The organism is Phycicoccus endophyticus (genome assembly GCF_011326735.1).
Classification (GTDB): Bacteria; Actinomycetota; Actinomycetes; order Actinomycetales; family Dermatophilaceae; genus Phycicoccus; species Phycicoccus endophyticus.
On sequence record NZ_JAANCN010000008.1, the window covers coordinates 131,858 to 157,725 of the forward strand.

Sequence of the window (25,868 nt, forward strand, 5' to 3'; positions counted from 1 at the left end):
GCGGTCAGCCCCCGCTCGTCAGCACGACGAGCTGCTGGGTCGCCCGGGTCATCGCGACGTAGTGGTCGACCGCGCCCTCGACCCCCTCGCCGAAGGTCTCCGGGTCGACGAGGACCACGAGGTCGAACTCGAGCCCCTTGGTGAGCACCGGGGTGAGGGACCGCACGCGAGGGCGGTCGGAGAGCCCCGGGGCGCCGACGACGCAGGCGACCCCCTGCGGATGGTCGGCCGCCCAGCGCCCGACGAGGTCGTCCAGCTCGTCGACCCCGCCGTGGTGCACGGGAATGCCGCTGCGGCGCACCGACGTCGGCACGTTCGCATCCGGCAGGACCGCCCGGATGACCGGGGCCGCCTCGGCCATCACCTCCTCGGGGGTGCGGTAGTTGACCGTGAGCGTCGAGACCCGCACGTCCCGCAGGCCGACCCGGGCGAGCCGCTCGCCCCACGGCTCGGCGAACCCGTGCCGCGCCTGCGCCCGGTCTCCGACGACGGTGAGGCTCCCGGACGGGCACCGCTGCAGGAGCATCCGCCACTCGGCGTCGGTCAGCTCCTGGGCCTCGTCGACGACGACGTGCCCGAAGGGGCCGCCGAGCCGGTCGCGGTCGACCGGCGGACCCGCGGAGCGGTCGACGAGCGCGGAGCGCAGGTCCTGACCGCGCAGCATGGACATGACCTGGAGGTCGGAGTCGTCGCTCGCGAGCAGGTCGGTGACGACGTCGTCCATCCGGGCACGTTCGCGGGCCTGCGCAGCGGCGCGGCGGCGGCGGCGTTCCGCGTCGTCGGGGTCGCCGAGGCGCCGGCGCAGGGCGTCGAGCAGCGGGAGGTCCTCGACCGTCCAGGCCGCGGGGTCCGCGCGCTGCAGAGCGGCCACCTGCTGCGGCGTCAGCCAGGGCGCACAGCGACGCAGGTAGGCCGGGACGCTCCAGAGGTCTCCGAGCAGGTCGGTCGCCTCGAGCAGCGGCCAGGCTCGCTCGACGGCGCGCACGAGGCCGCGGTCGGCGGCGAGCGCGCGGGCGAGCGCAGGCCTCGAGCCCTCCACGTCGAGGGCGTATGCGTCGAAGTCGTCCGACCCCTCGCGCCAGTCGGTGTCGTCGCCCACCTGGACGCGCACGGCGTCGGCGACGAGGTCGACGAGCGCCTCCCACACCGTGTCCCGGGCCTCGTTGTGCGGCGTCCCGGGCTCGACGGCCGCGAAGGCCTCCTCCCAGGCGCTGGGCGCCAGCCGCACCTCGCCCCACGGCGTCACCACCTCTACCGCGGAGGTGGGTGGCTCCTCGTAGAGCGCCACCGCGGGCTCGACCGCGTCGAGCATCCGGGCCGACGCCTTGAGCCGTGCCACCGCGGGGTCCGGTTCGGGTGCGGCGGAACGGCCCTCGGCGACGAGGTCGCGAATGGTGCACGTGGCGACGCCCTCCTCGCCGAGGCTCGGCAGGACGTCGGCGACGTACTCGAGGTACGGGTGGTGGGGGCCGACGACGAGGACGCCACCGCGGCCCTGGCCGAGGTGGGGCTCGGCGTGCAGCAGGTACGCGGCCCGGTGCAGCGCCGCGACCGTCTTCCCGGTGCCCGGGCCGCCGTCGACGACGAGGACCCCGCGGGAGCCGGCCCGCACCACCGCGTCCTGGTCGGCCTGGATGGTCGCGAGCACGTCGGGCATCCGGCCGTCCCGAGCCGCCCCGAGGCTCGCGACGAAGGCCGACTGGTCGTCGAGGGCGGCGTGCCCGGCGAGGGACCCCGGGTCGAAGACCTCGTCCCAGTAGTCGGTGACCCGACCGAAGGCCCACCGGTAGCGGCGCCGGCTGGCGAGCCCGAGTGGGTGCGCGTGCGTCGCGGCGAAGAAGGGCTCGGCCGCGGGGGCGCGCCAGTCGACGAGCAGCGGGTCGCCGTCGGCGTCGGCCAGCCCGAGGCGCCCCACCCGGACGACGTCGCCGCCGGTCGTCACCATCCGCCCGAGGCAGAGGTCGAGGCCGAAGCGCTGGAGGAGGCGGAGGCGGGCGGCGAGGCGGTGGGTCTCCAGGTCGCGCTCGACGGCCTCGCTGCCCTCGCCGGCCGGGGCGCGTCGGGCGGCGTCGAGGCGCTCGGCGGTGGTGGCGACGCGCTCCTCGAGTGCCTCGGCGAGGTGGTGGAAGAAGCGCTCGTCGTCGGCGACGAGGGCCGGGTCGCGCTTGGCGGCGAGGTGGTCGGGCAGGTCGAACGCGCTGGTCGTCGCGGGGGTCACGGGTGTGCTCCGGTGCCTCTCGGCCGGCCGGGTGCCGGCACTGCAGCGGTGATCGTCCCGCGCACGGGGGGCCTTGCCGCAAGGCCCCCTGTGCGCTATACGTTGGAGGTAGAGGGGATCCGGGGGCGATCGGAGCGTCAGTCGACGGCGTCGCGCCCGGCCACGAACGCCTCGACGCAGCGCCGCACGTCTGCCTCGGAGTGCGCCGCCGACAGCTGCACGCGGATGCGAGCCCGGCCCGTCGGCACCACCGGGTAGCTGAACGCGATGACGTAGACGCCGTGCCCGAGCATGTGGTCGGCGATCTGCGTGGCCCGGCGCGCGCCGTCCTCCCCGGGGAACATCACCGGGACGATGGGGTGGCTGCCCGGCAGCAGCTCGAAGCCGGCGTCGTCCATCAGGTCGCGGAACAGGGATGCGTTGCGGCGCAGAGCTTCCCGTGACTCGGCGGACGAGGAGACCAGGTCGAGCGCGGCCAGCGACCCCGCGACGACGCCGGGCGCGACGGAGTTCGAGAACAGGTACGGACGCGAGCGCTGGCGGAGCAGGTCGACCACCTCGCGGTGGCTGGAGACGTAGCCGCCCGAGGCGCCGCCGAGGGCCTTGCCGAGCGTGCCGGTGAGGATGTCGACCCGGTCCATGACGCCGAACAGCTCCGGGGTGCCCCGGCCGCCGTCGCCGACGAACCCGACGGCGTGGCTGTCGTCGACGAGGACCATCGCCTCGTACTCGTCGGCGAGGTCGCAGATCCGCTCGAGCGGGGCGTACGACCCGTCCATGGAGAACACCCCGTCGGTGACGACGCACAGCCGCCGGGCACCGGCCTCCCGTGCCGCCTCCAGCCGGCGTCGCAGGTCGTCGGTGTCGGCGTTGCGGTAGCGGTAGCGCGCCGCCTTCGACAGCCGGATGCCGTCGATGAGCGAGGCGTGGTTGAGCTCGTCGCTGACGATGGCGTCCTCGGCGCCGAAGAGCACCTCGAAAACCCCGCCGTTGGCGTCGAAGCACGAGGAGTACAGGATCGTCGCCTCGGTGCCGAGGAAGGCCGAGAGCCGCTCCTCGAGCAGCGTGTGCTGGGTCTGGGTGCCGCAGATGAAACGCACCGAGGCCATCCCGAAGCCCCAGGTGTCGAGCGCCTCGCGGGCGGCGGCGACGACCCGGGGGTCGTCGGCCAGGCCGAGGTAGTTGTTCGCGCAGAAGTTGAGCGACTCCCCACCCGTCGTCGAGACGTGCGCGGCCTGGGGGCTCGTCAGCTCCCGCTCGCGCTTGGTGAGCCCCGCGTCCTCGATCTCCCGCAGCGTCGCCGCGAGCTCGTCCTTGACCGCTCCGTACACCTGGGCTCCTCCGTCCGCTCTGCCGGACCTCTCCACGGGATGTCACCGCACCGCCGGGCCGGCGTCACCAGCACTCTCGCAGACCCGGCGCCGGAGGACGAGGGGTGGGGGCTCGAGGCATCCTCCCCCGGCTCCGGTCGAGAGCCGCCGCGCCCGTCAGGTCCAGTCGAGGACGACCTTGCCGCCCTGCCCGGCCCGGGCCTCGGCGAACGCCGCCTGCCACTCGTGGGCCGGGTAGCGGCCGGTGACCACCGACGACACCGCCGAGCGCAGCCGCGCCGACGAGGCGAGCATCGAGCCCATGAGGTACCACGTCTCGAACATCTCGCGGCCGTAGATGCCGCGCAGGGTGATCATGTGCGTGATGACCCGCCCCCAGTCGATGGCGTAGCGGTCCTGGGGCAGCCCGAGCATCGCCACCCGGCCGCCGTGGTTCATGTTCGCCAGCAGGTCCTCGACCGCCCCGGGCGCGCCGGACATCTCCAGCCCGATGTCGAACCCCTCGAGCATGCCCAGTGCCTCCTGGGCCTCCCGGAGGGTCTCACCCAGGGAGACGTCGACCACGTGGTCCGCGCCGGCCGCCAGGGCCAGCTCCAGGCGCCGGGCGGACAGGTCGGTGACGGCGATGCGCCGGGCCCCCGCGTGCCGGGCCACCGCGGTCGCCATGACCCCGATCGGACCGGCCCCGGTGACGACGACGTCCTCGCCCGCCACCGGCCACTGCAGCGCCGTGTGCACCGCGTTGCCGAGCGGGTCGAAGAGGGCCCCGAGGTCCGGGTCGAGGTCCGTGGGCTGGACCCACGCGTTGGTCGCCGGGATGACGACGTGGTCGGCGAAGGCGCCGTCGCGGTTCACCCCGACGCCGACGGTGTGGATGCACAGGTGGCGCCGGCCGGCCCGGCAGTTGCGGCAGGTGCCGCAGACGATGTGCCCCTCCCCCGAGACCAGGTCGCCGACCGTGACGTGGTCGACGTCGGAGCCGACCTGCACCACCTCACCGAAGAACTCGTGCCCCACGGTCATCGGCACCCGGACCGTCGACGCGGCCCAGTCGTCCCACCCCTCGAGGTGGAGGTCGGTGCCGCACAGGCCGGCCCGGGCGACTCGCACCTTGACGTCCTTCGGTCCGCACACCGGCTCCGGGATGTCGACCAGCTCGAGACCGGGACCCGCGGAGACCTTCCTCAGCGCACGCACGCCGACCATCATGCCCGCGTCGCCGCTGGGCGCACCATCGGGCCCGTTCGGCGCGCGCCCGTGGGCCCGCTCGCCGGGCGCGCACCCGTCCGGCGCGGCAAGCAGCCGTCGGGCGCGGGGGTGGGCGGAGGCACTCCCCTCCCGCGTGGAGGTGGCGCACCCTGGGTCGCGACCCGGGCGTCCGCCCGAGGCATCGACACCGGAGGTGACCGTGAGCAACGACGCTCGCACGTCGGCCGAGGACCCCTACCTCGCGCTGCAGTCCACACCGGAGTTCCAGGAGCTGCGCCGCAGGTTCCGGGGGTTCGTCTTCCCGATGACCGCGTTCTTCCTCGCCTGGTACTTCCTCTACGTCCTGCTCTCGATCTTCGCGCCCGGCTTCATGGGCCAGCGGGTCGGCGGCACCATCACCGTCGGCCTGCTCTTCGGCCTCGGTCAGTTCGTCACGACGTTCGCCATCACCCTGCTGTACTCGCGCTGGGCGACCCGTCAGCTCGACCCGGCCGCGGACGCCCTGGGCGCCCGCCTCGACGGCGTGAGGGAGCACTGACCATGACCAGCCTGCCCCTCGCCGACGCCACGAGCGTCGGCACCCCCGCGCTGAACATCGGCATCTTCGCCGCCTTCGTCCTCTTCACCCTCGTCATCGTCATCCGGGTGGCGTCGGGGCGGAAGACCGCCGAGCAGTACTACACCGCCGCCGGCGCCTTCGACGGGCGCCAGAACGGCATCGCCATCGCCGGGGACTACCTCTCGGCGGCGTCCTTCCTCGGGATCGCGGGAGCCATCGCGCTCCAGGGCTACGACGGCTTCCTCTACTCGATCGGCTTCCTCGTCGCCTGGCTCGTCGCCCTACTGCTCGTCGCCGAGCTGCTGCGCAACACCGGCCGGTTCACGATGGCCGACGTCCTCTCCTACCGGCTGCGCCAGCGCCCGGTCCGGGTCGCCACGGCGATCTCGGTCATCTGCGTCTCGTTCTTCTACCTGCTCGCCCAGATGGCCGGCGCCGGCGGCCTCGTGTCGCTGCTGCTCGGTGTCAGCGGCGAGGCGGCCCAGAACCTCGTCATCGCCATCGTCGGCGTCATCATGATCGCCTACGTGCTCATCGGCGGGATGAAGGGCACGACGTGGGTGCAGATCATCAAGGCCATCCTGCTCATCGCCGGGACCTTCGTCATGACCGTCTGGGTGCTCGGCAAGTACGGGTTCAACCTCTCCAGCCTGTTCCAGTCCGCGGTGGACAGCTCCACCACCGCCGGGGAGAAGCTGCTCGAGCCGGGCCTGAAGTACGGCCAGAGCACGACGACGAAGATCGACTTCATCTCGCTGTCGATGGCCCTGGTCCTCGGGACCGCGGGGTTGCCGCACGTGCTGCAGCGCTTCTACACCGTCCCGACGAGCAAGCAGGCCCGCCGCTCGGTCGAGTGGGCCATCTGGCTCATCGGCGGCTTCTACCTGCTCACCCTCGTCGTCGGGTACGGCGCGGCGGCCCTCGTCGGCCCCGACACGATCGCGGCCGCACCGGGCAAGGCCAACGCCGCGGCGCCGCTGCTCGCCTACGAGCTCGGCGGGTCGGTGCTGCTCGGCATCATCTCCGGGGTCGCGTTCGCGACGATCCTCGCGGTGGTGGCCGGCCTGACGATCACCACCTCGGCGACCTTCGCGCACGACCTCTACAAGGAGGTCTTCCGGCACGGGCGCACGACCGGCGACCAGGAGGTGCGCGTGGCCCGGATCGCCGCCGTCGTCATCGGCGTGGTCGCGATCGTCGGCGGGATGTACGCCAAGAGCCAGAACATCGCCTTCCTCGTGGCGCTCGCGTTCGCCGTGGCCGCCTCGGCGAACCTGCCGACGATCCTCTACTCGCTGTTCTGGAAGGGGTTCAACACCCGCGGGGCGCTGTTCTCCATCTACGGCGGGCTCGTCTCGGCGATCGGCCTGATCGTCTTCAGCCCGGTGGTCTCCGGGAAGGTCGACGCGACCACGGGCGCCAACCTGGCCATGCTGCCCCCGAGCGTGGACTTCCACTGGTTCCCGCTGGACAACCCCGGGCTGGTCTCCATCCCGCTGGCGTTCTTCCTCGGCTGGCTGGGGTCGGTGACGAGCAGGGAGCACAACGCGGCGAAGTACGCCGAGATGGAGGTGCGCTCGCTGACCGGGCACGGGGTGGCCCAGCCGGTCGAGCACTGAGCACCCCGCGGCGCCGGGTCGGTCCGACCGACCCGGCGCCGTCGTGCGTGGCCGCTCAGACCGACGCCGGGGCCTGTGCTCGCAGCCGGGCGGCGAGGTCGTCGTCGACCGTCGCGAAGAAGCTCCCGACGACGTCCTCGAGCTCGTCGACGCTCGCGGCCCGGAAGAGCACCGGCTGGTAGGCGGTGATGTCGTAGTTGAGCGTGCCCATGTCGACCAGGTCCAGCGGCCGGATCTCCATCGAGCCGAACTCGTCCATCTCGCCGTAGCTCGAGAGGATGCCCGCGCCGTACGCCTTCAGGTCCGGGCCGTCGGCCATGACGCCGAACTCCATGGAGAACCAGAAGACGTCGGCGACGAACTTGACCGCCTCGTCGGTCTCCAGGCGTGCCGTGGCGGCCCCCGCGGCCTCGGTGACCGCCGCGAACCGGGGGCTCGCCAGCTGGTTCCCGTGCCCGACGACCTCGTGGATGATGTCCGGCTCGGGCGTGTACAGGGGCTGGCTGCCGTGGCGCAGGTACTGCGTCGAGCTGAACACCCGCCGGCCGAGCCGGCCGTAGAAGTCCCGCAGCGGGACCAGGCCCGGGGCGCACGTGTACGACCACCCGGTGAGCGGCGCCAGGAGCGCCGTGACCTCGGACAGCTGGGGGACGCGTTCGGCGGGCAGCCCGAGAGCCTCCTTGCCGCGCAGGAACTCCGGATGGGCGTACCGCTCGTGCTTGGGCGCGAGCTCGGCACACACCGTCCGCCAGATGCCGTGCTCGTCGTCGGTGTACTGGACGACCGGCACCGGTCCGCCCGGCTCGTGCGCGAGCGCCGCCGCGGCGATCTCGCCGCGGCGGGCCAGGTAGGCCTCGTCGTGCAGGCCGGGGTGGTTGTCCGCCAGGTGCACCGTCACGGTGCCGTCGTCCTGGGTCGTCACGGCCGAGTAGAGCTGTCCCTCCTCGAACACCGCGCTCACCTCCTCGTGAGTGGTGGGGCCCCGGGGGGCGAGGCACCACCGAAGCACGCCGGCGCGGCGAGGGGAACCGGTGGGCGGGCACCTGGTCAACGAGTGCACACCCGCGGGAGCCCACCCCGCCACGGACCGGGCAGTGTGTCCAGCCCGCGAGTCCCGGCACCGCGCCGCTCGGCGCACCTGCGCGCCGCTGGGCCGCCCGCCCCGCGGCCGACGGTTGCCTCCGGGCCCGTCGTCGGGTTGGGTTGGGTGGAAGAAGACTCAACGACGAGGAGGAGCCCGCCGTGACCGACGACAGCCTGTCGAGCCACCTGCACGAGATGGACCTGAGCCCGGACGCCGCGTTCACCGCCCAGGCCAACGGCACCGCCGCGATGTACGACGAGGCCGAGGCCGACCACGAGGGGTTCTGGGCCCGGCAGGCGCGCGAGCGCATCAGCTGGTCGACGGACTTCGAGCAGACGCTCGACTGGAGCGGCGCGCCCTTCGCCAAGTGGTTCGTCGGGGGCGAGCTCAACGTCGCGTACAACTGCGTCGACCGGCACGTCGAGGCCGGCAACGGCGACCGCGTCGCGATCCACTTCGAGGGCGAGGGCGGCGACACCCGGACCATCACCTACGCCGACCTGCTGGCGGAGGTCTCGAAGGCGGCCAACGCCCTGGAGTCGCTCGGGGTCGCGACGGGTGACCGTGTCGCCGTGTACATGCCGATGATCCCCGAGACCGTCTTCACGATGCTCGCCTGCGCCCGCATCGGCGCCCCGCACTCGGTGATCTTCGGCGGCTTCTCGGCCGAGGCGCTGCACACCCGCATCGCCGACGCCGAGGCCAAGGTCGTCGTGACGACGGACGGGCAGTGGCGCCGGGGCAAGGCCGCGCCGCTCAAGGCCGCCGTCGACGCCGCCATCCACCACGGCGACGACGCCTCCCCGGTCGAGAAGGTGCTCGTCGTCAAGCGCACCGACTCCGAGGTGGAGTGGGACGACGACCGCGACGTGTGGTGGCACGACCTCGTCGACGGCCAGCCCGACACCCACGAGGCGCAGCCGATGGACAGCGAGCACCCGCTGTTCATCCTCTACACCTCGGGCACCACGGGGAAGCCGAAGGGCATCTTCCACACGACCGGGGGCTACCTCACCCAGGCGGCCTACACGAACGCGGTCGTCCACGACGTGCACCCGGAGACCGACGTGTACTGGTGCACCGCCGACGTCGGCTGGGTCACCGGCCACAGCTACATCGTCTACGGGCCGCTGGCCAACGGGGCCACCCAGGTGCTCTACGAGGGCACCCCGGACACCCCGCACCAGGGCCGGTGGTGGGAGATCGTCGAGAAGTACAAGGTCTCCATCCTCTACACCGCCCCGACGGCGATCCGCACGTTCATGAAGTGGGGCGCCGAGATCCCCGCGAAGTTCGACATGTCCTCGATCCGCGTCCTCGGCAGCGTCGGGGAGCCGATCAACCCCGAGGCCTGGCTCTGGTACCGCAAGCACGTCGGCCACGACACCGCCCCGATCGTCGACACCTGGTGGCAGACCGAGACCGGGGCGATCATGATCAGCCCGCTGCCGGGGGTCACGACCCTCGAGCCGGGCTCGGCCCAGCACCCGATCCCGGGCATCTCGGCCGAGATCCTCGACGACGACGGCAACCCCTTCACCGAGCCGGAGAAGGTCGGCTACCTCGTGCTCACCAAGCCCTGGCCCTCGATGCTGCGCGGCATCTGGGGCGACCCGGAGCGCTACCGGGAGACCTACTGGAGCCGGTTCGGCGAGAAGTACTACTTCGCCGGCGACGGCGCCAAGTACGACGACAAGGGCAACATCTGGCTCCTCGGGCGGGTCGACGACGTCATGAACGTCTCGGGCCACCGGCTCTCGACCGCCGAGATCGAGTCCGCCCTCGTGTCCCACCCGAAGGTCGCCGAGGCGGCGGTCGTCGGCGCGAGCGACGACACGACCGGCCAGGCGGTCTGCGCCTTCGTCATCCTGCGCGCCGACGCCGTCGAGGAGGCCGACGAGCCGGGCGAGGGCGGCGAGCTCGTCCAGGAGCTGCGCAACCACGTGAGCCAGGAGATCGGGCCGATCGCCAAGCCCCGCCAGGTCATGGTCGTCCCCGAGCTGCCCAAGACCCGCTCGGGCAAGATCATGCGCCGCCTGCTGCGCGACGTCGCGGAGAACCGCGAGGTCGGCGACGTGACGACGCTCGCCGACTCCTCGGTGATGAGCCTGATCAAGGAGGGCATGTCCGGCGGCTCCTCGGACTGACCCCGGCGCGGCAGACGGGGCGTCACCGGCACGGCCGGGTGGCGCCCCGTCCGCATGCGGTGGGCCCGGACCGGGCCGGCGGGGCGGCCACTACACTGGGAGGCGGAGCGCCGGGAAGTCTGGTCGGCAGTCGCCCACGCGAGCCCCGACACCGGTTCGCTCCCGCCCACCACGACAGGAGCCGTGATGAGCCCTCCCCTTCCCACGCCCCGGTCCCCCGAGCGCCGTCGGGTCTTCAACCGGCCCTCGTGGGCCGAGGCCCAGCTCGTGGCCGACGCCCTGCGCACCGAGACCATCGGCGGGGCGATCCTGCTCTTCGCAGCGGTCCTGGCCATCGCGCTCGTCAACAGTCCTGCCGCGGACGCCTACACGGCACTGCGCGACACCGAGGTCGGGGTCGAGTGGGGCCACCTGCGGCTGTCGTTGGGACACTGGGCGGCCGACGGCCTGCTCGCGATCTTCTTCTTCGTGGCCGGGCTGGAGCTCAAGCGCGAGTTCATCGTCGGCGAGCTGCGCAACCCCGCCAAGGCCGCCGTCCCCGTCGTCGCGGCCGTCTGCGGCGTCATCACGCCGGCCCTCGTCTTCTTCGCGGTCGTCTCCGCGATGGGAGGCGACGGCGAGGCGCTGCGGGGCTGGGCGATCCCCACCGCGACCGACATCGCCTTCGCTCTCGCGGTGCTCGCCGTCATCGGCTCGCACCTGCCGTCGGCGCTGCGCTCCTTCCTGCTCACCCTCGCCGTGGTCGACGATCTCATCGCCATCACGATCATCGCGGTCTTCTACACCTCCGAGCTGCACGTCCTGCCCCTGCTGCTCGCCGTGCTGCCGCTCGCCGCCTTCGCCTTCCTCGTCCAGCGCCGGCTCGGCCAGTGGTGGCTGCTCGTGCCGCTGGCCGCCCTGACCTGGGGTTTCGTCCATGCCTCCGGCGTGCACGCCACGGTCGCCGGGGTCCTGCTCGGACTCGTCGTGCCCGTCAAGCCGCGGCGGCAGGTGCCGTCCCTGAGCACGATGTCGCGCGACACCGACGTCGCGCACCGCTTCGAGCACCGGATGCGCCCGCTGTCCGCGGGGGTCGCGGTGCCCGTGTTCGCGTTCTTCGGGTCCGGGGTCGCCATCGCCGGAGGCGGGCTCGCCGAGGCCGTCACCGACCCGGTCGCCGTCGGGGTCGTCCTCGGGCTCGTCGTCGGCAAGCTCGTCGGCGTCCTCGGGTCCACCTGGGTCATGGCCCGCTTCACCAACGCCGAGCTGCACGACGACCTCACGTGGTCCGATGTCGCGGGCCTCTCGGTGCTCACCGGGGTCGGGTTCACCGTCTCCCTGCTCGTCGGGGAGCTGGCGTTCGGCGTCGGCAGCGACCGGGAGGAGCACGTCAAGCTCGGCATCCTCCTGGGGTCGCTCGTCTCCGCACTCATCGCCGCGGCCATCCTGCGGCGGCGCAACGCGGTGTACCGCCGGATCGAGGAGCGCGAGGCCCGCGACGCCGACGAGGAGGGGCGCGCAGAGCGTCACGAGGAGCGGGCCGGCCCCGGCGAGGCGTCCACTGGGTAAGGTCGGGGAAGAACCGCCCCGACGTGGGACGACGACAGTGAGGGCAGCACGGATGGCACCCGAGAGCAGCGAGCGCACCATCGGACAGCTCGTCGCCGACGCGACGCACGACCTGCAGGGCATCGTCCGCGGCGAGATCGCGCTGGCCAAGGCCGAGGTCACCGAGGGCGCCAAGACGATCGGCAAGGGGGCCGGGCTGCTCGCGGGCGCCGCCGTCGTCGGGCTGTTCGCGCTCGTGTTCCTCCTGCACACCCTCGCCCGGGTGGTCGCCATCTGGCTGCCGGTGTGGGCCGGCTACCTCGTCGTCACGGTGCTCCTGCTCCTCGGGGCCGGCGTGCTCGGGCTGCTCGGCCGCAACGCCCTCCAGCACGCCCGGCCGGCGCCCGAGCGCGCCATCGCGCAGGGCAAGGAGACGGTGGCGGTCCTCAAGCGCGAGCAGGGCTGACGCCGGCGGCTCAGCCGACGCGGCAGGCCCCGCTCGAGACCGGCTCGTCCCGGACGTCGGCGCCGCGGACGACCGGGGAGACCTCGTCCAGCGTCATCGCGTACCCGGTCTGCGGGTCGTCGAGCGAGGTCGCGAAGACCATTCCCACGACCCGGCCGTCGGTGTCGAGGACGGGACCGCCGGAGGCGCCCCGGCGCACGGTGGCCCGCAGCGAGTAGACCTCCCGCGTCGTGCCCTCGCTGCCGTAGATGTCGGCGCCGCGGGCCTGGAGCACCTCACGCACCCGCGCCGCGCCGACCCACAGGCCCTGGTCGCCGGGGAAGCCGGCCAGGACGGCGTCCTCGCCCCGGGCCAGCTCCTCGCCGGCCCGTAGCGCCGGGGCGCCGAGGCCGGGGACGGCGAGCACCGCGACGTCCCGGTCCGGGTCGAAGCGCACGACCCGGGCGGCCAGCTCTGGGCCGACGCCGTCGACGCTGACCCGCACGCCGTCGGCCCCGGCGACGACGTGGGCGTTGGTGACGGCGAGCCCCGCGGAGACGACCCATGCGCTGCCCACCTGGGTCTGCCCGCACCGGGGGGCCTCGGCCCGGACGTGGAGGACCGAGCGCATCGCGCGGACGACGGACCGGTCACGGACGAGGTCGGCGTCCGGCGCGGGGACCGCGGAGATCGGCTCGGGACCGAGCCCCTCGAAGACACGGGGGAAGCCCTCGCGGTCGAGTGCCCGGGTGAGGTCGGTGACGAGCCGGCCCGCCGAGGGCGGCACGACGTCGTCGACGACACCGACGACGCGCGAGCCCGCGACCGCCGAGCGCAGGGTGGGCGGGCCGCCCACGCGCACCGCGCCCGCCAGCACCCACAGCACGAGCACCGCAGCCGCGAGCACGGCGAGCGCCCCGAGGAGGTGGTCCAGGGCGCCGACGCCGACGTCCTGGAGGGCCGCCCGCACGCGCCGGGCGACCAGGAGCATGACCGACTGCCCGAGGACCGCCGCGAGCAGCACCACGCCGACGACCACGAGGACGCCCGAGGAGCTCCCGAGGTCGCCGAGGTGACGCTCGAGCTGGGCAGGGGCGTACCGGGCCGCGAGGTACCCACCCGCGAGCAGCCCGACGAGACCGAGGGCTGCGGTGACCAGCCCCTGGCGCCAGCCCCGCCACGTCGTGCCGGCGAGGAGGAGCAGGAGGACGACGTCGAGGACCCCTGCCGCGCTCACGGCGTCTCCGCGCTCGGGTCCAGGCCCCGCATCCACGGCGAGCGGACCCGCTCGGGCAGGCCCCGCTCGAGCGAGACGTCCCAGGGGCCGGCCAGGCCGGCGAGGTCGAGGAGGGCGTCGAGGAGCATCGCGGTGAACCCCCACACGAACAGGTCCCCGACCTCGAAGCCGGGCCCCCGGTAGGGCCCGAAGACCGTCGTGAAGCGGCGCTCGGCCGCGACGAGCTCGGCCAGCGGCACCCGGTCCACCCGGGCCACCTCCGCGCGGTCGACGACGCCGACCCGCCCCGGACGCTCCCACCAGGCGAGGACGGGCGTGACGGCGCTCTCGCTCGGGGCGAGGTGCAGGGTCGGCAGCTCGGCGAGCACCTCGACCTGCGAGCGGTCGAGCCCGACCTCCTCGTGCGCCTCCCGCAGCGCGGCGTCCACCGGTCCGTCGTCCCCGGGGTCGAGCCGGCCCCCCGGGAAGGAGACCTGGCCGGGGTGGGAGCGCAGCCCACGGGAGCGCTCGGTGAGCACGACGTCCGGGCCGGCTCCGGTGCCCGGGCCGAAGAGGACGAGCACGGCCGAGCGGCGCGCCCCACCCGCAGGGACGGGGTGCGCGGCGAACCAGGGGTGCTCACCGACGTCCGGGCGAGCGGCCAGCCGGGTCAGCCAGTCCGGGGCCGGGGTCATGCCGGTCATCGTAGGCACGCGCCACCGACGGGTGGCCGCGCCGGCCGGCGGGAACGCTCCTCGTCAGGCCTCGCCGGGGAGCGGGCCGGGAGGCGGGTCGGGGAGCACCGCCCCCGGGGCGAGCTCGAACTTCAGCAGCCGGCGCGCGGCCTCGGGGTCGGTCTCGCCCTCCCCGTACGCGGGGCACCAGCGGGTGACCGGGCAGGCACCGCAGGCCGGCCGCCGGGCGAAGCAGGTGCGCCGGCCGTGGAAGATCACGACGTGGCTGAGCATCGTCCACTCCCGGCGCGGGATGAGCGCTGCGACGGCGGCCTCGACCTTGACCGGGTCGGTCTCCTGGGTCCACCCCCAGCGCCGGACGAGCCGGCCGACGTGGGTGTCGACGGTGATGCCGGGGACGCCGAAGGCGTTGCCGAGGACGACGTTGGCCGTCTTGCGCCCGACGCCCGGCAGGGTGACGAGGTCCTCCATCCGGCCCGGCACCTGGCCGCCGTAGCGCTCCACGAGGGCCTGGGCGAGCGTGATGACCGAGTTGGTCTTGGCCCGGAAGAACCCCGTGGGCTTGAGCACCGCCTCCATCTCGGCCCGGTCGGCCGACGCGAGCGCTTCTGCCGTGGGCCAGCGCGAGAAGAGCGTCGGCGTCACCGTGTTGACCATGACGTCGGTGGTCTGGGCCGACAGCACCGTGGCGACGAGGAGCTGCAGCGGGGAGTCGAAGTCGAGCTCGCAGTGGGCGTACGGGTACCGCTCGCGCAGTGCGTGGTAGATGCGCCGGGCGCGACGGGTGCGCGCGACGGGGGTCTCGTCCCCGGTCGCCGCGCGGCGTACGGCGGGGGTGGGGCGGGCGGGCACGACGCCAGCCTACGGCCGACCCCCGACAGCGGGCGGGGCGGCCACGCGCCACCCGGAGGCAGCGACGCCGTTCTGGCACACTGTGGGACGTGGATCACGACGTCGTGCGGAAAGCGCCGCTCTTCTCACCCCTCGACGACCAGGCCGCCGAGGGGCTCATCGCGACGATGAGCTCCTCCCGCCTCGAGCGCGGCGACGTCCTCTTCCACGAGGGCGACCAGGGCGACCGGCTGTACGTCATCGGCGAGGGCAAGATCAAGCTGGGGCGCTCCAGCAGCGACGGCCGCGAGAACCTCCTGGCCATCCTCGGGCCCGGTGAGATGTTCGGCGAGCTCTCGCTCTTCGACCCCGGTCCGCGCACCGCCACCGCGACCGCCGTCGCCGAGACCCAGCTGCTGTCGATGGGCCACGAGCAGCTCAAGGAGTACCTGCGCGAGCGCCCCGGCGTCGCCCTGACCCTCCTCGCCGCGCTCGCCCGCCGGCTGCGCCGCACCAACGACGTGCTCGCCGACCTCGTCTTCACCGACGTGCCGGGCCGGGTGGCCAAGGCGCTGCTCGACCTCGCCAAGCGCTTCGGGCGCCCCGTCGAGGAGGGGGTGATGGTCGCCCACGACCTCACCCAGGAGGAGCTGGCCCAGCTCGTCGGCGCCTCCCGGGAGACGGTGAACAAGGCGCTCGCGGACTTCGCCTCCCGCGGCTGGCTGCGCCTCGAGGCCCGGGCCGTCCTCCTCGTCGACGTCGAGCGCCTGCGCCGCCGCGCCCGCTGAGCGCCGGACCGCGGCAGGTCACCCCCGAGGCGCTCGGAGGTACTCCAGCTGGGCCCGCACGGACAGCCGGGCGGCGGGCCACACCGACCTCGGGACCTCGGCGTAGACGCGCCGCAGGACCCCCTCCACGGGGTCGTCCTCGCCGGCCGCACCGTCGGCGAGCGCCTGGCGCACCTGCTCGAGCCGCTCGGCGCGGTGTACCCGGTAGAACGCGACCATCGCCGCCGCGTCGGGGACGAGCGGTCCGTGGCCGGGGAGGATGCGGGTGACCTCCCCGTCGCCGGTGAGCGCGGCGATCCGCTCGAGCGAGTCCAGGTAGGCGGCGAGCTCGCCGTCCGGGTGGGCGACGACGGTCGTCCCCCGCCCGAGGACGGTGTCCCCGGTGAGGAGGGCGTGCTCGGCGGGGAGGGCGAAGGAGAGCGAGTCGGCGGTGTGCCCCGGGGTGGCGACGACCCGCAGCTCGAGCCCGCCCACCCGCACGACGTCTCCGTCCCCGAGGTCGTCGTGGCCGGCGCCCAGCGCCCGCGTGGGCGCTCCCGAGAGCTCGGCGAAGCGCGGGGCGGCCTCGGCGTGGTCGTGGTGCCCGTGGGTGAGCAGGGTCAGGGCGACCCGGGCCCCCCGACCGGCGACGAGGTCGAGCACGGCCCGCAGGTGCTCCTCGCCGTGCGGCCCGGGGTCGACGACGACGGCCTCGCTCGACCCCGGCTCCAGGAGCACCCAGGTGTTCGTGCCGTCGAGCGTCATCGGCCCGGGGTTCGGCGCGAGGACGCAGTGGGCCCGCTCCCCGACGGCTCCCCCGGCCCACGGGTCGGCCACGGACGGCGGCGGCGCGGCGGTGCTCATCGCGCCCGCCCGGGCTCGGCGGACACCGGTCGCGCGCTCACGGCAGCTCGGCCCGCAGGACGAGGCCGCCGTCCTGCCGGCGCTCCGGCTCCGGGAGGACCGGCACGATGCGGGGCCGCTCGGCGAGGAACGTGGCAGCGTCCGCGCAGCGGCCGAGCGCCTCGAGCGCCCAGACCTGCGGCGGCAGCATCCGCACCCGGCCCGAACCGGCCCCGGCCAGCAGGTCGGCCGGCCGCGCCCAGCCCCCGCCGTCGGACTCGCCGCTGGTCTCGCGGGGGTGCTGTCCCGGCGGCATCCCGGCCGCGAGGATCCACGTGTCGTAGCGCCGGGGCTCGAACGCGGGGGTCACCCAGTGGCCGCGTCCGCGCAGCGCCGCCACCTCGAGCCGGACGCCGCACTCCTCCTCGACCTCCCGCACGGCCGCCGCGGCGAACGGGGCCGCGTGCTGCGCGCTCACCCCGAGGTGGGCCGCGAGGTCGGCCAGCCCCGGGGTCGAGAGGTCGAGGGCGTGGTCGGCCGGGTCGACCCGGCCCCCGGGGAAGACGACCATCGAGGGCGCGAACGCCATGGTCGCCGCGCGGCGCTGGACGTACACCTGCGGCCCGTCGCGGCCGTCCCGGACGAGCATGACCGTGGCGGCCGGTCGTGGCGCCGACCCGGCGGGGCGCCCCCGGGCGACCCAGTCCTCGGCGCGGGCGCGCAGCGCGTCCTCGCGCAGCGGGAGCCGGACCACCCGCAGTTCGGGGGGTGCCCCGTCAGTCGCGGACGTGGGCGATCACCTCGACCTCGACGGGCGCCCCGAGCGGCAGCGCGGCCACCCCGACGGCCGAGCGGGCGTGCACGCCGGCCTCGCCGAACACCTCGCCGAGGAGCTCGCTCGCGCCGTCGACGACGCCCGGCTGGCCGGTGAACGAGGGGTCGGAGGAGACGAAGCCGGTGACCTTGACGACGCGCTGCACCCGGTCGAGCTCACCGACGACGGAGGCGATGGCGGCCACGGCGTTGAGGGCACACAGCCGCGCGAGCTCGCGGGCCCGCTGCGGCGTGACGAGCCCGACGAGCTCGCCCACGTGGCCCACCTCGGGCAGCCGCCCGGCGACGAACGGCAGCTGGCCCGAGACGTAGACCCGAGAGCCGTCGAGCACGGCGGGCCGGTAGGCGGCGACCGGGGCGGGCGTCTCGGGCAGGGTCAGCCCGAGCGCGGCGACCCGCTCCTCGACGGCGCCCACGGTCAGCCCTTCGGCCGCTTGAGGTAGGCGACGAGGTTGCCCTCCGGCATGAGGATGACCTGGACCAGCTCCCAGCCGTCCTCGCCCCACTGGTCGAGGATCTGCTTGGTCGCGTGGACGATGAGCGGCACGGTCGCGTACTCCCACTTCTGCATGCGCGCCACCCTACCGGCGGCCCGGCGGGGCTACGGTGGCCGTGATGAGCGACGCCGAGGTCACGCCCCGACCCGCCCGAGCGCCGGACCGCACCGAGGTCACCGGGCCGGAGCAGACCGACGTCTACGACGTCTACGAGCCGGAGGCGCACCGGGCCCGCGGGGTCACCGTCGCCCTCGTCCACGGCGGCTTCTGGCGCGCACGCTACGACCGCGCCCACCTCGCCCCGCTCGCCGAGGCCCTGGCCCGCGACGGGTTCCACACCGCCAACCTCGAGTACCCCCGCACCGGGATGCCCGGCGGCGGGTGGCCCGGCACGGCCGACGCCCTCCGGGCCACGGTGGACGCGGTCCGCGCCGACAGCGACCTGCCCGACCCGCTCGTCCTCGTCGGCCACTCCGCCGGCGGCCACCTGGTGACCTGGCTGGCCTCCGAGCACCGGGTCCCGGACCTGCTCGGCGCGGTCGGTCTCGGGGCCGTGGCCGACCTCGCCGAGGCCGACCGGCTGCACCTCGGGGACGACGCCGCACGCTCCTTCCTCGGCGGCGCCCCCGAGGAGGTCCCGCAGGCGTGGGCGGCCGCCGACCCCGCCCGCCAGCACCTCTCGGCACCGGTGGCGCTCGTCTCCGGGGAGCGTGACGACGTCGTCCCGGCATCGGTGTCGCAGGCCTACGCCGCCGCCCGCACCGGCGACGAGCACGCCGGTACCGCCACGGCCCGGGGTGCCGACCACTTCGACCTCGTCGACCCGGAGCATCCCGCCTACCTGCTGCTGCTCGCCGAGGTCGAGGAGCTCACCCTGCCCTGAGGACACCACCGCCGCGGCTCTACGCTGGCGGCATGGCGGCCCCTCCCCTCGAGCGCGTCCTCGACGGCGTCCGCCTGCACGTCGTGACGGGCAAGGGCGGCGTCGGGAAGACGAGCGTCGCCAGTGCCCTGGGGCTGGCCCTGGCCCGGCAGGGGCGGCGCGTGCTGCTCGTCGAGGTCGAGGGCCGGCAGGGCATCAGCCAGACCTTCGGCGTGCCCCCGCTCGGCACCGCGGAGGTGCGGCTCGTCCAGGACCCCTCCGGCGGCGAGCTGTGGGGCCTGTCGGTCGAGGCCAAGGCGGCGCTGCTGGAGTACCTGCAGACCTTCTACAAGCTCGGCCGGGCCGGGGGCACCCTCGAGCGGATGGGCGTGGTGGACTTCGCGACGACCATCGCCCCCGGGGTGCGGGACGTCCTGCTCACCGGCAAGGTCTACGAGGCGGTCGGGCGCACGACCGGTCCGCGCCGCGGGCAGGGGCGCTACGCCTGGGACGCCGTCGTCCTCGACGCACCACCGACCGGCCGGATCACCCGCTTCCTCGGGGTCAACGAGCAGGTGGCCGACCTGGCGCGGGTGGGCCCGATCCACGGCCAGGCCGAGTCGATCACCCGGATGCTGCGCAGCCGCCGCAGCGCCGTCCACATCGTCACCCTCCTGGAGGAGATGCCCGTCCAGGAGAGCGCCGACGCCCTCGCCGAGCTCGCGGGTGCCGGGTTCGGCCTCGGCGCGCTGGTCGTCAACCAGGTGCGTGAGCCGCTGCTGCCGGACGAGCTGCTCGCCCGCCTCGAGGGCGACCCCGACTCGGTCGAGGAGCAGGTGCGCGCCGACCTCGCCGCGGTCGGCGTGCGTTCCGGCGCCCGGACCGTCGGCGGCCTGCTCGCCGAGGGCCGGGCGCACGCCGAACGGGTCGCCCTCGAGCGCGCGCTGGCCACGCAGGTCGCGGCGCTCGGGCAGCCGGTGGTCACCCTGCCGGCCCTGCTCGCGGGGACCGACGACGGCGGGGTCTCGGTGCTCGCCGACGAGCTGCTCGGGCAGGGGGTGCACTGATGGCTCGCCGCGGAGCCGAGCGGCTCGACGTGGACCGGCTGCTCACCGACCCGGACACCGGCATCGTCGTGTGCTGCGGCTCGGGAGGGGTCGGGAAGACGACGACCGCGGCGGCGCTCGGGGTGCGCGCGGCCGAGGCCGGACGCCGGGTGGTCGTCCTGACGATCGACCCGGCCCGCCGGCTGGCCCAGTCCCTCGGGCTGACCGAGCTGGACAACACCCCTCGACCGGTCGAGGGGGTCGGTGCCGCGGCGGGGGGCTCGCTCGACGCGATGATGCTCGACATGAAGCGCACCTTCGACGAGGTGGTGCTCGCGCACTCGACCCCGGAGAAGGCCCGCCAGATCCTCGACAACCCCTTCTACCAGTCGGTCTCCAGCTCGTTCGCGGGCACCCAGGAGTACATGGCGATGGAGAAGCTCGGCCAGCTGCGCGCGCAGGCCGACCGGGACGGCACGTGGGACCTCGTCATCGTCGACACCCCGCCCTCGCGCTCGGCGCTGGACTTCCTCGACGCGCCCAAGCGGCTCGGGTCCTTCCTCGACGGCCGGTTCGTGCGCCTGCTCATGGCGCCGGCGAAGGCGAGCGGCCGCGCCTACCTCAAGGTGTTCTCGGTCGGCGCCAACCTCGCGGCCGCGACCCTCTCGAAGGTGCTCGGCGGCCAGTTCCTCGCCGACGTGCAGACCTTCGTCGCCGCGCTCGACACGATGTTCGGCGGCTTCCGGCAGCGGGCGGACGTCACCTACGCCCTCCTCGGGGAGCCCTCGACGGCCTTCGTCGTCGTCGCGGCTCCCGAGCGGGACGCGCTGCGGGAGGCGACGTTCTTCGTCGACCGGCTCGCCGCCGAGGGGATGCCGCTCGCCGGGGTCGTCGTCAACCGGATGCAGGTGCTCGCCGCGCCGGGGCTGAGCGGGTCACGCGCGGCGGCCGCGGCCGAGCAGCTGGAGGACCGCGCCGACGACGCCGACACCGACGCGCCTCAGCCCGGCCCGACCCCCGCGCTGCTGCGGCTGCACGCGGCGCTGGCCGAGGTCGCGGCCCGGCACGAGGCGCGCGTGCGCCAGTTCGCGGCGTCCCACCCCGGCGTCCCGCTCTCGATGGTCCCCGCGGGCGCGACCGACATCCACGACCTCGACGGCCTGCGGTCGGTCGGTGCGTCACTCGCCTCGGGCGGCTGAGCGGCGCGCTCGCCGGAGCGCCACGACGGCTCCCAGCACGGCCGCGACCGCGCCGACCACGCCGCCCGTCGTCGCAGCGACCAAGGGTCAGGCGATGGCCCCCTCGGCGCCCTCGCTCTTGGCCGCCGACAGCACGGCGGCCCACGACCGCACGTCCGGGCGGCGGCGCAGGAGCGCCCGGCGCTCGCGCTCGGTCATCCCGCCCCAGACCCCGAACTCGGTGCGGTTGTCCAGCGCGTCGGCGAGGCACTCGGCGACCACGGGGCAGCCCTTGCAGACCACCTTGGCGGCTCGCTGGGCCTTGCCCTGCACGAAGAGCGCGTCGGGGTCGCTGCCGGCGCAGCGACCGAGCGGTGCCCACTCCGACACCCACTGGCCGTCGCTGCTCGACGTCGTGGCTGGGGAGATGCTCATACCGACCTCGTCTCGCTGGCTCAGGGTCATCCCGTCCGTCGCGACTGAGGACCCGCGGACACGCTAGGGTGATACCTCGCCGAGCAGATATCCGCCGAAAGGGCCCCTTTCCTGGCCGAACGGCCGATAGCGGGACGGAACGGGCGGCAGGGGGAAACGCCGCGTGGTAGCGCCGTGGCGCTCGGCGACCCCTTCGCAGGAGGCCGCGTTACCCTGTCCGCCATGGACGGACGCGCCCAGAACATCTCCGCCGTGCTCAGGCTCCTGCTCGGCTTCGTCGTGCTGAGCGCGGTCTCCGGGCTGCTCGTGGCGGGCATCGCCGTGCCGGCGATCGGCGCGGGCGGCCAGGCCGCCAAGGACGGGGTCGAGGCGTTCAACGAGCTGCCGAGCGAGTTCACCATCTCCCCGCTCGCCCAGCAGTCCAAGATCGTCGACGCCAAGAACAACGTCATCGCCAACCCGTACGACGAGAACCGCATCATCGTCCCGCTGAAGAAGATCTCCCAGACCATGCAGGACGCGCAGATCGCGATCGAGGACGCGCGCTTCTACGAGCACGGTGGCCTGGACCCGCGAGGCTTCACCCGAGCCCTGATCTCCAACCTCCAAGGCGGCCAGGTCCAGGGAGCCTCGACGCTGACCCAGCAGTACGTCAAGATCACCCTCCAGGAGCAGGCGCTGCGGGCCGGCGACGAGCAGGCCGCCGAGGCCGCGGTCGAGAAGAACTACGCGCGCAAGCTCCAGGAGCTCAAGTACGCGATCAACGTCGAGGACAACTACACCAAGGACCAGATCCTCCAGGGCTACCTCAACCTCGTGTACTACGGGGACCAGGCCTACGGGGTCGAGGCCGCCGCCCTCAACTACTTCGGCGTCCACGCGAGCAAGCTCAACCTCGGCCAGTCGGCCCTGCTCGCCGGCATCGTCCAGCAGCCCACGGCGTACAACCCGGTCATCAACCCCAAGCAGGCCCGGGCCCGCCGTGACGTCGTCCTCACCCGCATGGAGCAGCTCGGGCTCGCCTCGGCCAAGGACGTCGCCGCGGCCAAGAAGGTGCCCGTCGTCAAGATGGTCAAGAAGACCCCGGTCAAGGGCGTGTGCCACCGCTCGTCGCAGCCCTACTTCTGCGCCTACGTCATGGCCTACCTGCAGAACTCGCCGCAGCTGTCCGCCCTCGGCAAGACCCCCGAGGAGCGCCTCAAGCGGATCAACCAGGGGGGCCTGACGATCCGCACCACCCTCGACCCGGCGATGCAGAAGGCCGCGCAGCAGGAGATCGTCAAGGCGGTGCCGATCGGGAACAAGAGCAACCTCGGCGGCGCGACGAGCGTGGTCGAACCGGGCACCGGCAAGGTGCTCGCGATGGCCCAGGCGTCCAACTTCGAGAAGACCCAGACCAACTGGAACGTCGACCAGGTCTACGGCGGAGGGCCCTACGGCTACCAGTTCGGGTCGACGGCGAAGGTGTTCGGTCTCGTCACCGCCCTGGAGAAGGGGATGCCGATGGACTCGCAGATCTACGTGCCCTTCGCGTCATCCTCCACCCCCTACTCCTTCGACGGGCCCGAGGTCGTCGGCGCCCCGTGCGGCGCCGACAAGCCGTGGGATGTCACGAACGACTACTCGATCGGTGGCCGGGAGATGTCGCTGGCCGAGGGCATCTCGAAGTCGATCAACACCTGGGCGGCCCAGCTGACCATCGACGTCGGGCCGTGCGACGTCCTCGACACGATGAAGAAGATGGGCGTCCACATGGCCAACGGCGAGGAGATCCTGCGGAGCATCTCCAACGCCACCCTGGGCTCGGGCACGACGACCCCGCTCGACCTGGCCAGCGCCTACGCGACCCTCGCCGCGAGCGGCACGTACTGCGAGCCGAGCCCCATCGTCTCGATCACCACGCCCGAGAAGGAGGAGATCAAGGTCCCCAAGACCGAGTGCAAGCAGGTCATCTCCGCGGACACCGCCGACGCCGTGAGCTACTTGCTCAAGGGGACGCTGCGCGCGGGCGGCACCGCGCAGGGCCTGTGGGACGTCGACCAGCGTCCCGCCGCGGGCAAGACGGGGACCACCGAGAACCACAACCAGGGCTGGTTCGTCGGGTACACCCCCCAGGTCGCCACCGCGGTGTGGACCGGCAACGTCGTCGCCGCCGACAAGAACGGCGCCCTGTACACGCTCAACGGCAAGTGCTTCGGCGACTACGGGTGCTTCTCCAAGGTCTTCGGCAACACCGTCTCGGCGCCGGTGTGGGCGGCCACGATGAAACGGATCACCGAGGGGATGCCGGCCAAGGACTTCCCGGCACCGAGCGAGAAGGCTCGGCGCGGCGACCTCGACCCGATCCCCAGCGTCTACGGCCGCGACCCGGACACCGCCATCGCGATACTGCAGGACGCGGGCTTCGCCGGGCAGGTGGGCTCGACGATCAACTCCGACGCCCCCGCGGGCACGGTGGCCGGCACCTCGCCCTCCAGCTCGGCGCTCGCGGGCTCGACCGTGACGCTGTACATCTCCGCAGGGCCGGCGCCCGACCCCGAGCCGACCACGCCCGAACCGTCGAAGACGAGCAAGCCGACCTCGAGCGCGACCCCGACGACACCGTCCGGCAGGCAACGGCCGACCAAGCCCCCGGGCCGCGGCTGAGCCGCGCGCCCGGGAGGCCGCGGGGGGCTGCGGCCGAGCCTCAGCGCCCGGCGAGCACGTCCTTGACGACCGCCGCGACCCGGCCGCCCTCGGCCCGCCCGGCCACCTCGGCCTGGGCCGCCTTCATGACCCGGCCCATGTCCGCCATGCCGCTGGCACCGGTGGACTCCACCGCACGCTGGACGAGCGAGCGCAGCTCGTCCTCGCCGAGCTGCGCCGGGAGGTAGCCCTCGAGGACGGCCAGCTCGGCCTCCTCGGTGGCGGCCAGCTCCTCGCGGCCCGCGTCGTGGTACGCGGCGGCCGCCTCGCGGCGCTTCTTGGCCTCCTTGGCGATGACCTTGAGCACCTCGTCGTCGGCGAGCTCGCGGGCCTCGTCCCCCGCCACCTCGGCGGTCGTCACCGAGGTGAGCGTCATCCGCAGGGTGGCCGAGCGGACCTTGTCCCGGGCGCGCATCGCGTCGTGCAGGTCGCCCTGCAGCCGGGCCTTGAGACTCGTCGCGTTCATGGGGCCCAGTCTCCCACCCGCCCCGCCGCCCGGACATCCGGGATTCCCCGGTCGGCCCCGGCGTTTGCGAGGATGGCGCGATGGACGACACCGCACGCACCGCACTGCGCGCCGTCGGGGGACTCGTGGGGGCCGGCGCGGCCGCGGTCGCCTACGCGGCCTTCGTCGAGCGCACCTGGTTCACCCTGCGTCGCTTCACGGTGCCCGTCCTGCCACCCGGCTCCGAGCCGGTCCGGGTCCTGCAGGTCTCGGACCTGCACCTCACCCCGGGGCAGCGACGCAAGATCGACTGGGTCCGCTCGCTCGCCGAGCTGCGCCCCGACTTCGTCGTCAACTCCGGCGACAACCTGGCCCATCTCGAGGCGGTCCCACCCCTGCTGCGGGCGATGGAGCCGCTGATGGACTTCCCCGGGGCCTTCGTCCTCGGGTCCAACGACTACTTCGCCCCGGTCCCGAAGAACCCCGCCCGCTACCTCACCTCGTCCTTCGCGCAGGCTCCGACCCGGCGCAGCGACCTGCCGGTCGGCGAGCTCGTCGCGGGCCTGCGCGCCGGCGGCTGGTCAGACCTCGACAACGCCCGTGAGGTCGTCACCATGGGTGAGCACCGCGTCGAGCTCGTCGGCGTCGACGACCCCCACGTCGAGTACGACCGGTACGCCGAGGTGTCCGCACCGGCGCGCGGGGACGTCGCGCTCACGGTGGGGCTCGTCCACGCGCCCTACCAGCGGGTGCTCGACGCCATGGTCGCCGACGGCGCCGGGCTCGTCCTCGCCGGCCACACCCACGGAGGCCAGCTGGCCGTGCCCGGGTACGGGGCGCTCGTGACGAACTGCGACCTGGACACCGGGCGCGCCAAGGGCGTCTCGCGGTGGTGGGAGGGCGCGGGGCGTGCCGGACACGGCGGCCGGAGCGCACCGTCGTCGCACGCTCCGCGGGACGCCGCCTGGCTGCACGTCTCGGCCGGCCTCGGGACCTCCCCGTACGCCCCCGTGCGCTTCGCCTGCCGCCCGGAGGCCACCCTACTCACCCTCGTCGCGGCCGACCCCGACGGCACCGCCTGAGGCGCACCTCGGGCCGCGGCCGCCGGTCCCCGACCCGATTTCGGGAGGCTGTCGCCGGTCGGCTATCCTCGGGTGTCGCCGCGGGCCCGGAGCCCGCACGACACGCCACGGGGTGTGGCGCAGCTTGGTAGCGCGCTTCGTTCGGGACGAAGAGGTCGCAGGTTCAAATCCTGTCACCCCGACCACTGTGATGTCTCAGGACATCGCGGACTCCCCGAACCCTCAGGGTTCGGGGAGTCCTTGGTTTTGGGGCTGGTATCGGCGGGTGGTGTCGAGGGTGAGCTGGCGGATGAGCTCGCCGGTGGTGGTGTCG

The 25,868-nt window shown here is 73.9% G+C and carries 24 protein-coding genes and 1 tRNA gene; 12 read left to right on the top strand and 13 right to left on the bottom strand.

Annotated elements, in window-relative coordinates; translation table 11 throughout:
* Nucleotides 1-4: 4 nt before the first annotated feature.
* The 3 genes from helR to tdh all read right to left on the bottom strand — a co-directional run bounded on the left by helR (nucleotide 5) and on the right by tdh (nucleotide 4,746).
* Nucleotides 5-2,218 carry an RNA polymerase recycling motor ATPase HelR gene (gene helR, locus G8D98_RS10660; RefSeq protein ID WP_166102762.1) on the bottom strand — a complete coding sequence of 738 codons (2,214 nt, stop codon included), beginning with the start codon at nucleotides 2,216-2,218 and terminating at the stop codon, nucleotides 5-7.
* 137 nt (nucleotides 2,219-2,355) lie between these two features.
* Complete coding sequence (locus G8D98_RS10665; RefSeq protein WP_166102764.1) at nucleotides 2,356-3,549, bottom strand: glycine C-acetyltransferase; 1,194 nt, start codon at nucleotides 3,547-3,549, stop codon at nucleotides 2,356-2,358.
* Between the two features lie 156 nt (nucleotides 3,550-3,705).
* Nucleotides 3,706-4,746, bottom strand: a complete 1,041-nt coding sequence (gene tdh / locus G8D98_RS10670) for an L-threonine 3-dehydrogenase (protein WP_166102767.1) — start codon at nucleotides 4,744-4,746, stop codon at nucleotides 3,706-3,708.
* A gap of 211 nt (nucleotides 4,747-4,957) precedes the next feature.
* On the opposite strand from tdh, the gene G8D98_RS15515 reads away from it, so the two are divergent.
* Complete coding sequence (locus G8D98_RS15515; protein WP_187566557.1) at nucleotides 4,958-5,296, top strand: DUF485 domain-containing protein; 339 nt, start codon at nucleotides 4,958-4,960, stop codon at nucleotides 5,294-5,296.
* Nucleotides 5,297-5,298: 2 nt separating this feature from the next.
* Nucleotides 5,299-6,936 (top strand): solute symporter family protein, encoded by a 1,638-nt coding sequence (locus tag G8D98_RS10680; RefSeq protein ID WP_166102771.1) that lies wholly within the window; start codon nucleotides 5,299-5,301, stop codon nucleotides 6,934-6,936.
* 55 nt (nucleotides 6,937-6,991) lie between these two features.
* Here the strand turns inward: G8D98_RS10680 and G8D98_RS10685 are convergent, their stop codons facing one another.
* Complete coding sequence (locus G8D98_RS10685) at nucleotides 6,992-7,888, bottom strand: phenylalanine 4-monooxygenase (RefSeq protein ID WP_166102773.1); 897 nt, start codon at nucleotides 7,886-7,888, stop codon at nucleotides 6,992-6,994.
* 326 nt (nucleotides 7,889-8,214) lie between these two features.
* On the opposite strand from G8D98_RS10685, the gene acs reads away from it, so the two are divergent.
* The 3 genes from acs to G8D98_RS10700 all read left to right on the top strand — a co-directional run bounded on the left by acs (nucleotide 8,215) and on the right by G8D98_RS10700 (nucleotide 12,160).
* Nucleotides 8,215-10,167, top strand: a complete 1,953-nt coding sequence (gene acs / locus G8D98_RS10690; protein ID WP_166102872.1) for an acetate--CoA ligase — start codon at nucleotides 8,215-8,217, stop codon at nucleotides 10,165-10,167.
* Between the two features lie 186 nt (nucleotides 10,168-10,353).
* The gene (gene nhaA / locus G8D98_RS10695) at nucleotides 10,354-11,715 is read left to right on the top strand and encodes a Na+/H+ antiporter NhaA (RefSeq protein WP_166102775.1); all 1,362 of its coding nucleotides are present in this window, start codon (nucleotides 10,354-10,356) and stop codon (nucleotides 11,713-11,715) included.
* Nucleotides 11,716-11,767: 52 nt separating this feature from the next.
* Nucleotides 11,768-12,160, top strand: coding sequence for a phage holin family protein (locus G8D98_RS10700; protein WP_166102778.1), 393 nt, complete (start codon nucleotides 11,768-11,770; stop codon nucleotides 12,158-12,160).
* 10 nt (nucleotides 12,161-12,170) lie between these two features.
* Here the strand turns inward: G8D98_RS10700 and G8D98_RS10705 are convergent, their stop codons facing one another.
* From G8D98_RS10705 to nth, 3 genes are all read right to left on the bottom strand, one after another.
* Nucleotides 12,171-13,376, bottom strand: coding sequence for a MarP family serine protease (locus G8D98_RS10705; RefSeq protein ID WP_166102795.1), 1,206 nt, complete (start codon nucleotides 13,374-13,376; stop codon nucleotides 12,171-12,173).
* Nucleotides 13,373-14,050, bottom strand: coding sequence for an NUDIX hydrolase (locus G8D98_RS10710; RefSeq protein ID WP_229661979.1), 678 nt, complete (start codon nucleotides 14,048-14,050; stop codon nucleotides 13,373-13,375). Before G8D98_RS10710 ends, G8D98_RS10705 begins: the two co-directional genes overlap by 4 nt.
* A gap of 63 nt (nucleotides 14,051-14,113) precedes the next feature.
* Nucleotides 14,114-14,902, bottom strand: a complete 789-nt coding sequence (gene nth, locus G8D98_RS10715; protein WP_166102800.1) for an endonuclease III — start codon at nucleotides 14,900-14,902, stop codon at nucleotides 14,114-14,116.
* Between the two features lie 89 nt (nucleotides 14,903-14,991).
* Here nth and G8D98_RS10720 point away from each other — a divergent pair, with 89 nt between their 5' ends.
* Nucleotides 14,992-15,669, top strand: a complete 678-nt coding sequence (locus G8D98_RS10720) for a Crp/Fnr family transcriptional regulator (protein WP_166102803.1) — start codon at nucleotides 14,992-14,994, stop codon at nucleotides 15,667-15,669.
* Nucleotides 15,670-15,687: 18 nt separating this feature from the next.
* Here the strand turns inward: G8D98_RS10720 and G8D98_RS10725 are convergent, their stop codons facing one another.
* The 4 genes from G8D98_RS10725 to G8D98_RS10740 are packed head-to-tail and all read right to left on the bottom strand — an operon-like array spanning nucleotide 15,688 to nucleotide 17,896.
* Nucleotides 15,688-16,512 (bottom strand): MBL fold metallo-hydrolase, encoded by an 825-nt coding sequence (locus G8D98_RS10725; RefSeq protein WP_166102805.1) that lies wholly within the window; start codon nucleotides 16,510-16,512, stop codon nucleotides 15,688-15,690.
* A 37-nt stretch (nucleotides 16,513-16,549) separates the two neighbouring features.
* Complete coding sequence (locus tag G8D98_RS10730; protein ID WP_166102808.1) at nucleotides 16,550-17,245, bottom strand: NUDIX hydrolase; 696 nt, start codon at nucleotides 17,243-17,245, stop codon at nucleotides 16,550-16,552.
* Between the two features lie 22 nt (nucleotides 17,246-17,267).
* Entirely contained in the window at nucleotides 17,268-17,741 is a 474-nt protein-coding gene (locus G8D98_RS10735) for a RidA family protein (RefSeq protein ID WP_166102810.1), read from the bottom strand.
* Between the two features lie 2 nt (nucleotides 17,742-17,743).
* Nucleotides 17,744-17,896 (bottom strand): Sp36 family protein, encoded by a 153-nt coding sequence (locus tag G8D98_RS10740; RefSeq protein WP_166102813.1) that lies wholly within the window; start codon nucleotides 17,894-17,896, stop codon nucleotides 17,744-17,746.
* A 44-nt stretch (nucleotides 17,897-17,940) separates the two neighbouring features.
* On the opposite strand from G8D98_RS10740, the gene G8D98_RS10745 reads away from it, so the two are divergent.
* Genes G8D98_RS10745 through bagB form a run of 3 tightly spaced genes read left to right on the top strand, consistent with a single transcriptional unit; the run spans nucleotide 17,941 to nucleotide 20,929 of the window.
* A complete protein-coding gene (locus tag G8D98_RS10745; protein WP_166102815.1) occupies nucleotides 17,941-18,705 on the top strand; it encodes an alpha/beta hydrolase family protein in 765 nt (254 codons plus the stop codon).
* Between the two features lie 32 nt (nucleotides 18,706-18,737).
* Nucleotides 18,738-19,751 (top strand): ATPase BagA, encoded by a 1,014-nt coding sequence (bagA, locus tag G8D98_RS10750; RefSeq protein WP_166102818.1) that lies wholly within the window; start codon nucleotides 18,738-18,740, stop codon nucleotides 19,749-19,751.
* Nucleotides 19,751-20,929, top strand: a complete 1,179-nt coding sequence (gene bagB / locus G8D98_RS10755; protein WP_166102821.1) for an ArsA family ATPase — start codon at nucleotides 19,751-19,753, stop codon at nucleotides 20,927-20,929. Before bagA ends, bagB begins: the two co-directional genes overlap by 1 nt.
* 87 nt (nucleotides 20,930-21,016) lie before the next feature.
* Here the strand turns inward: bagB and G8D98_RS10760 are convergent, their stop codons facing one another.
* Nucleotides 21,017-21,343, bottom strand: a complete 327-nt coding sequence (locus G8D98_RS10760; RefSeq protein ID WP_187566559.1) for a WhiB family transcriptional regulator — start codon at nucleotides 21,341-21,343, stop codon at nucleotides 21,017-21,019.
* A 222-nt stretch (nucleotides 21,344-21,565) separates the two neighbouring features.
* On the opposite strand from G8D98_RS10760, the gene G8D98_RS10765 reads away from it, so the two are divergent.
* Complete coding sequence (locus G8D98_RS10765) at nucleotides 21,566-23,989, top strand: penicillin-binding protein (protein WP_166102826.1); 2,424 nt, start codon at nucleotides 21,566-21,568, stop codon at nucleotides 23,987-23,989.
* A 40-nt stretch (nucleotides 23,990-24,029) separates the two neighbouring features.
* Here G8D98_RS10765 and G8D98_RS10770 read toward each other — a convergent pair whose 3' ends face one another.
* Nucleotides 24,030-24,494 (bottom strand): GatB/YqeY domain-containing protein, encoded by a 465-nt coding sequence (locus tag G8D98_RS10770; RefSeq protein WP_166102829.1) that lies wholly within the window; start codon nucleotides 24,492-24,494, stop codon nucleotides 24,030-24,032.
* 80 nt (nucleotides 24,495-24,574) lie between these two features.
* On the opposite strand from G8D98_RS10770, the gene G8D98_RS10775 reads away from it, so the two are divergent.
* Nucleotides 24,575-25,555 carry a metallophosphoesterase gene (locus tag G8D98_RS10775; protein WP_166102832.1) on the top strand — a complete coding sequence of 327 codons (981 nt, stop codon included), beginning with the start codon at nucleotides 24,575-24,577 and terminating at the stop codon, nucleotides 25,553-25,555.
* A 108-nt stretch (nucleotides 25,556-25,663) separates the two neighbouring features.
* A tRNA-Pro gene (locus G8D98_RS10780) sits at nucleotides 25,664-25,740 on the top strand.
* Nucleotides 25,741-25,868 lie beyond the last annotated feature (128 nt).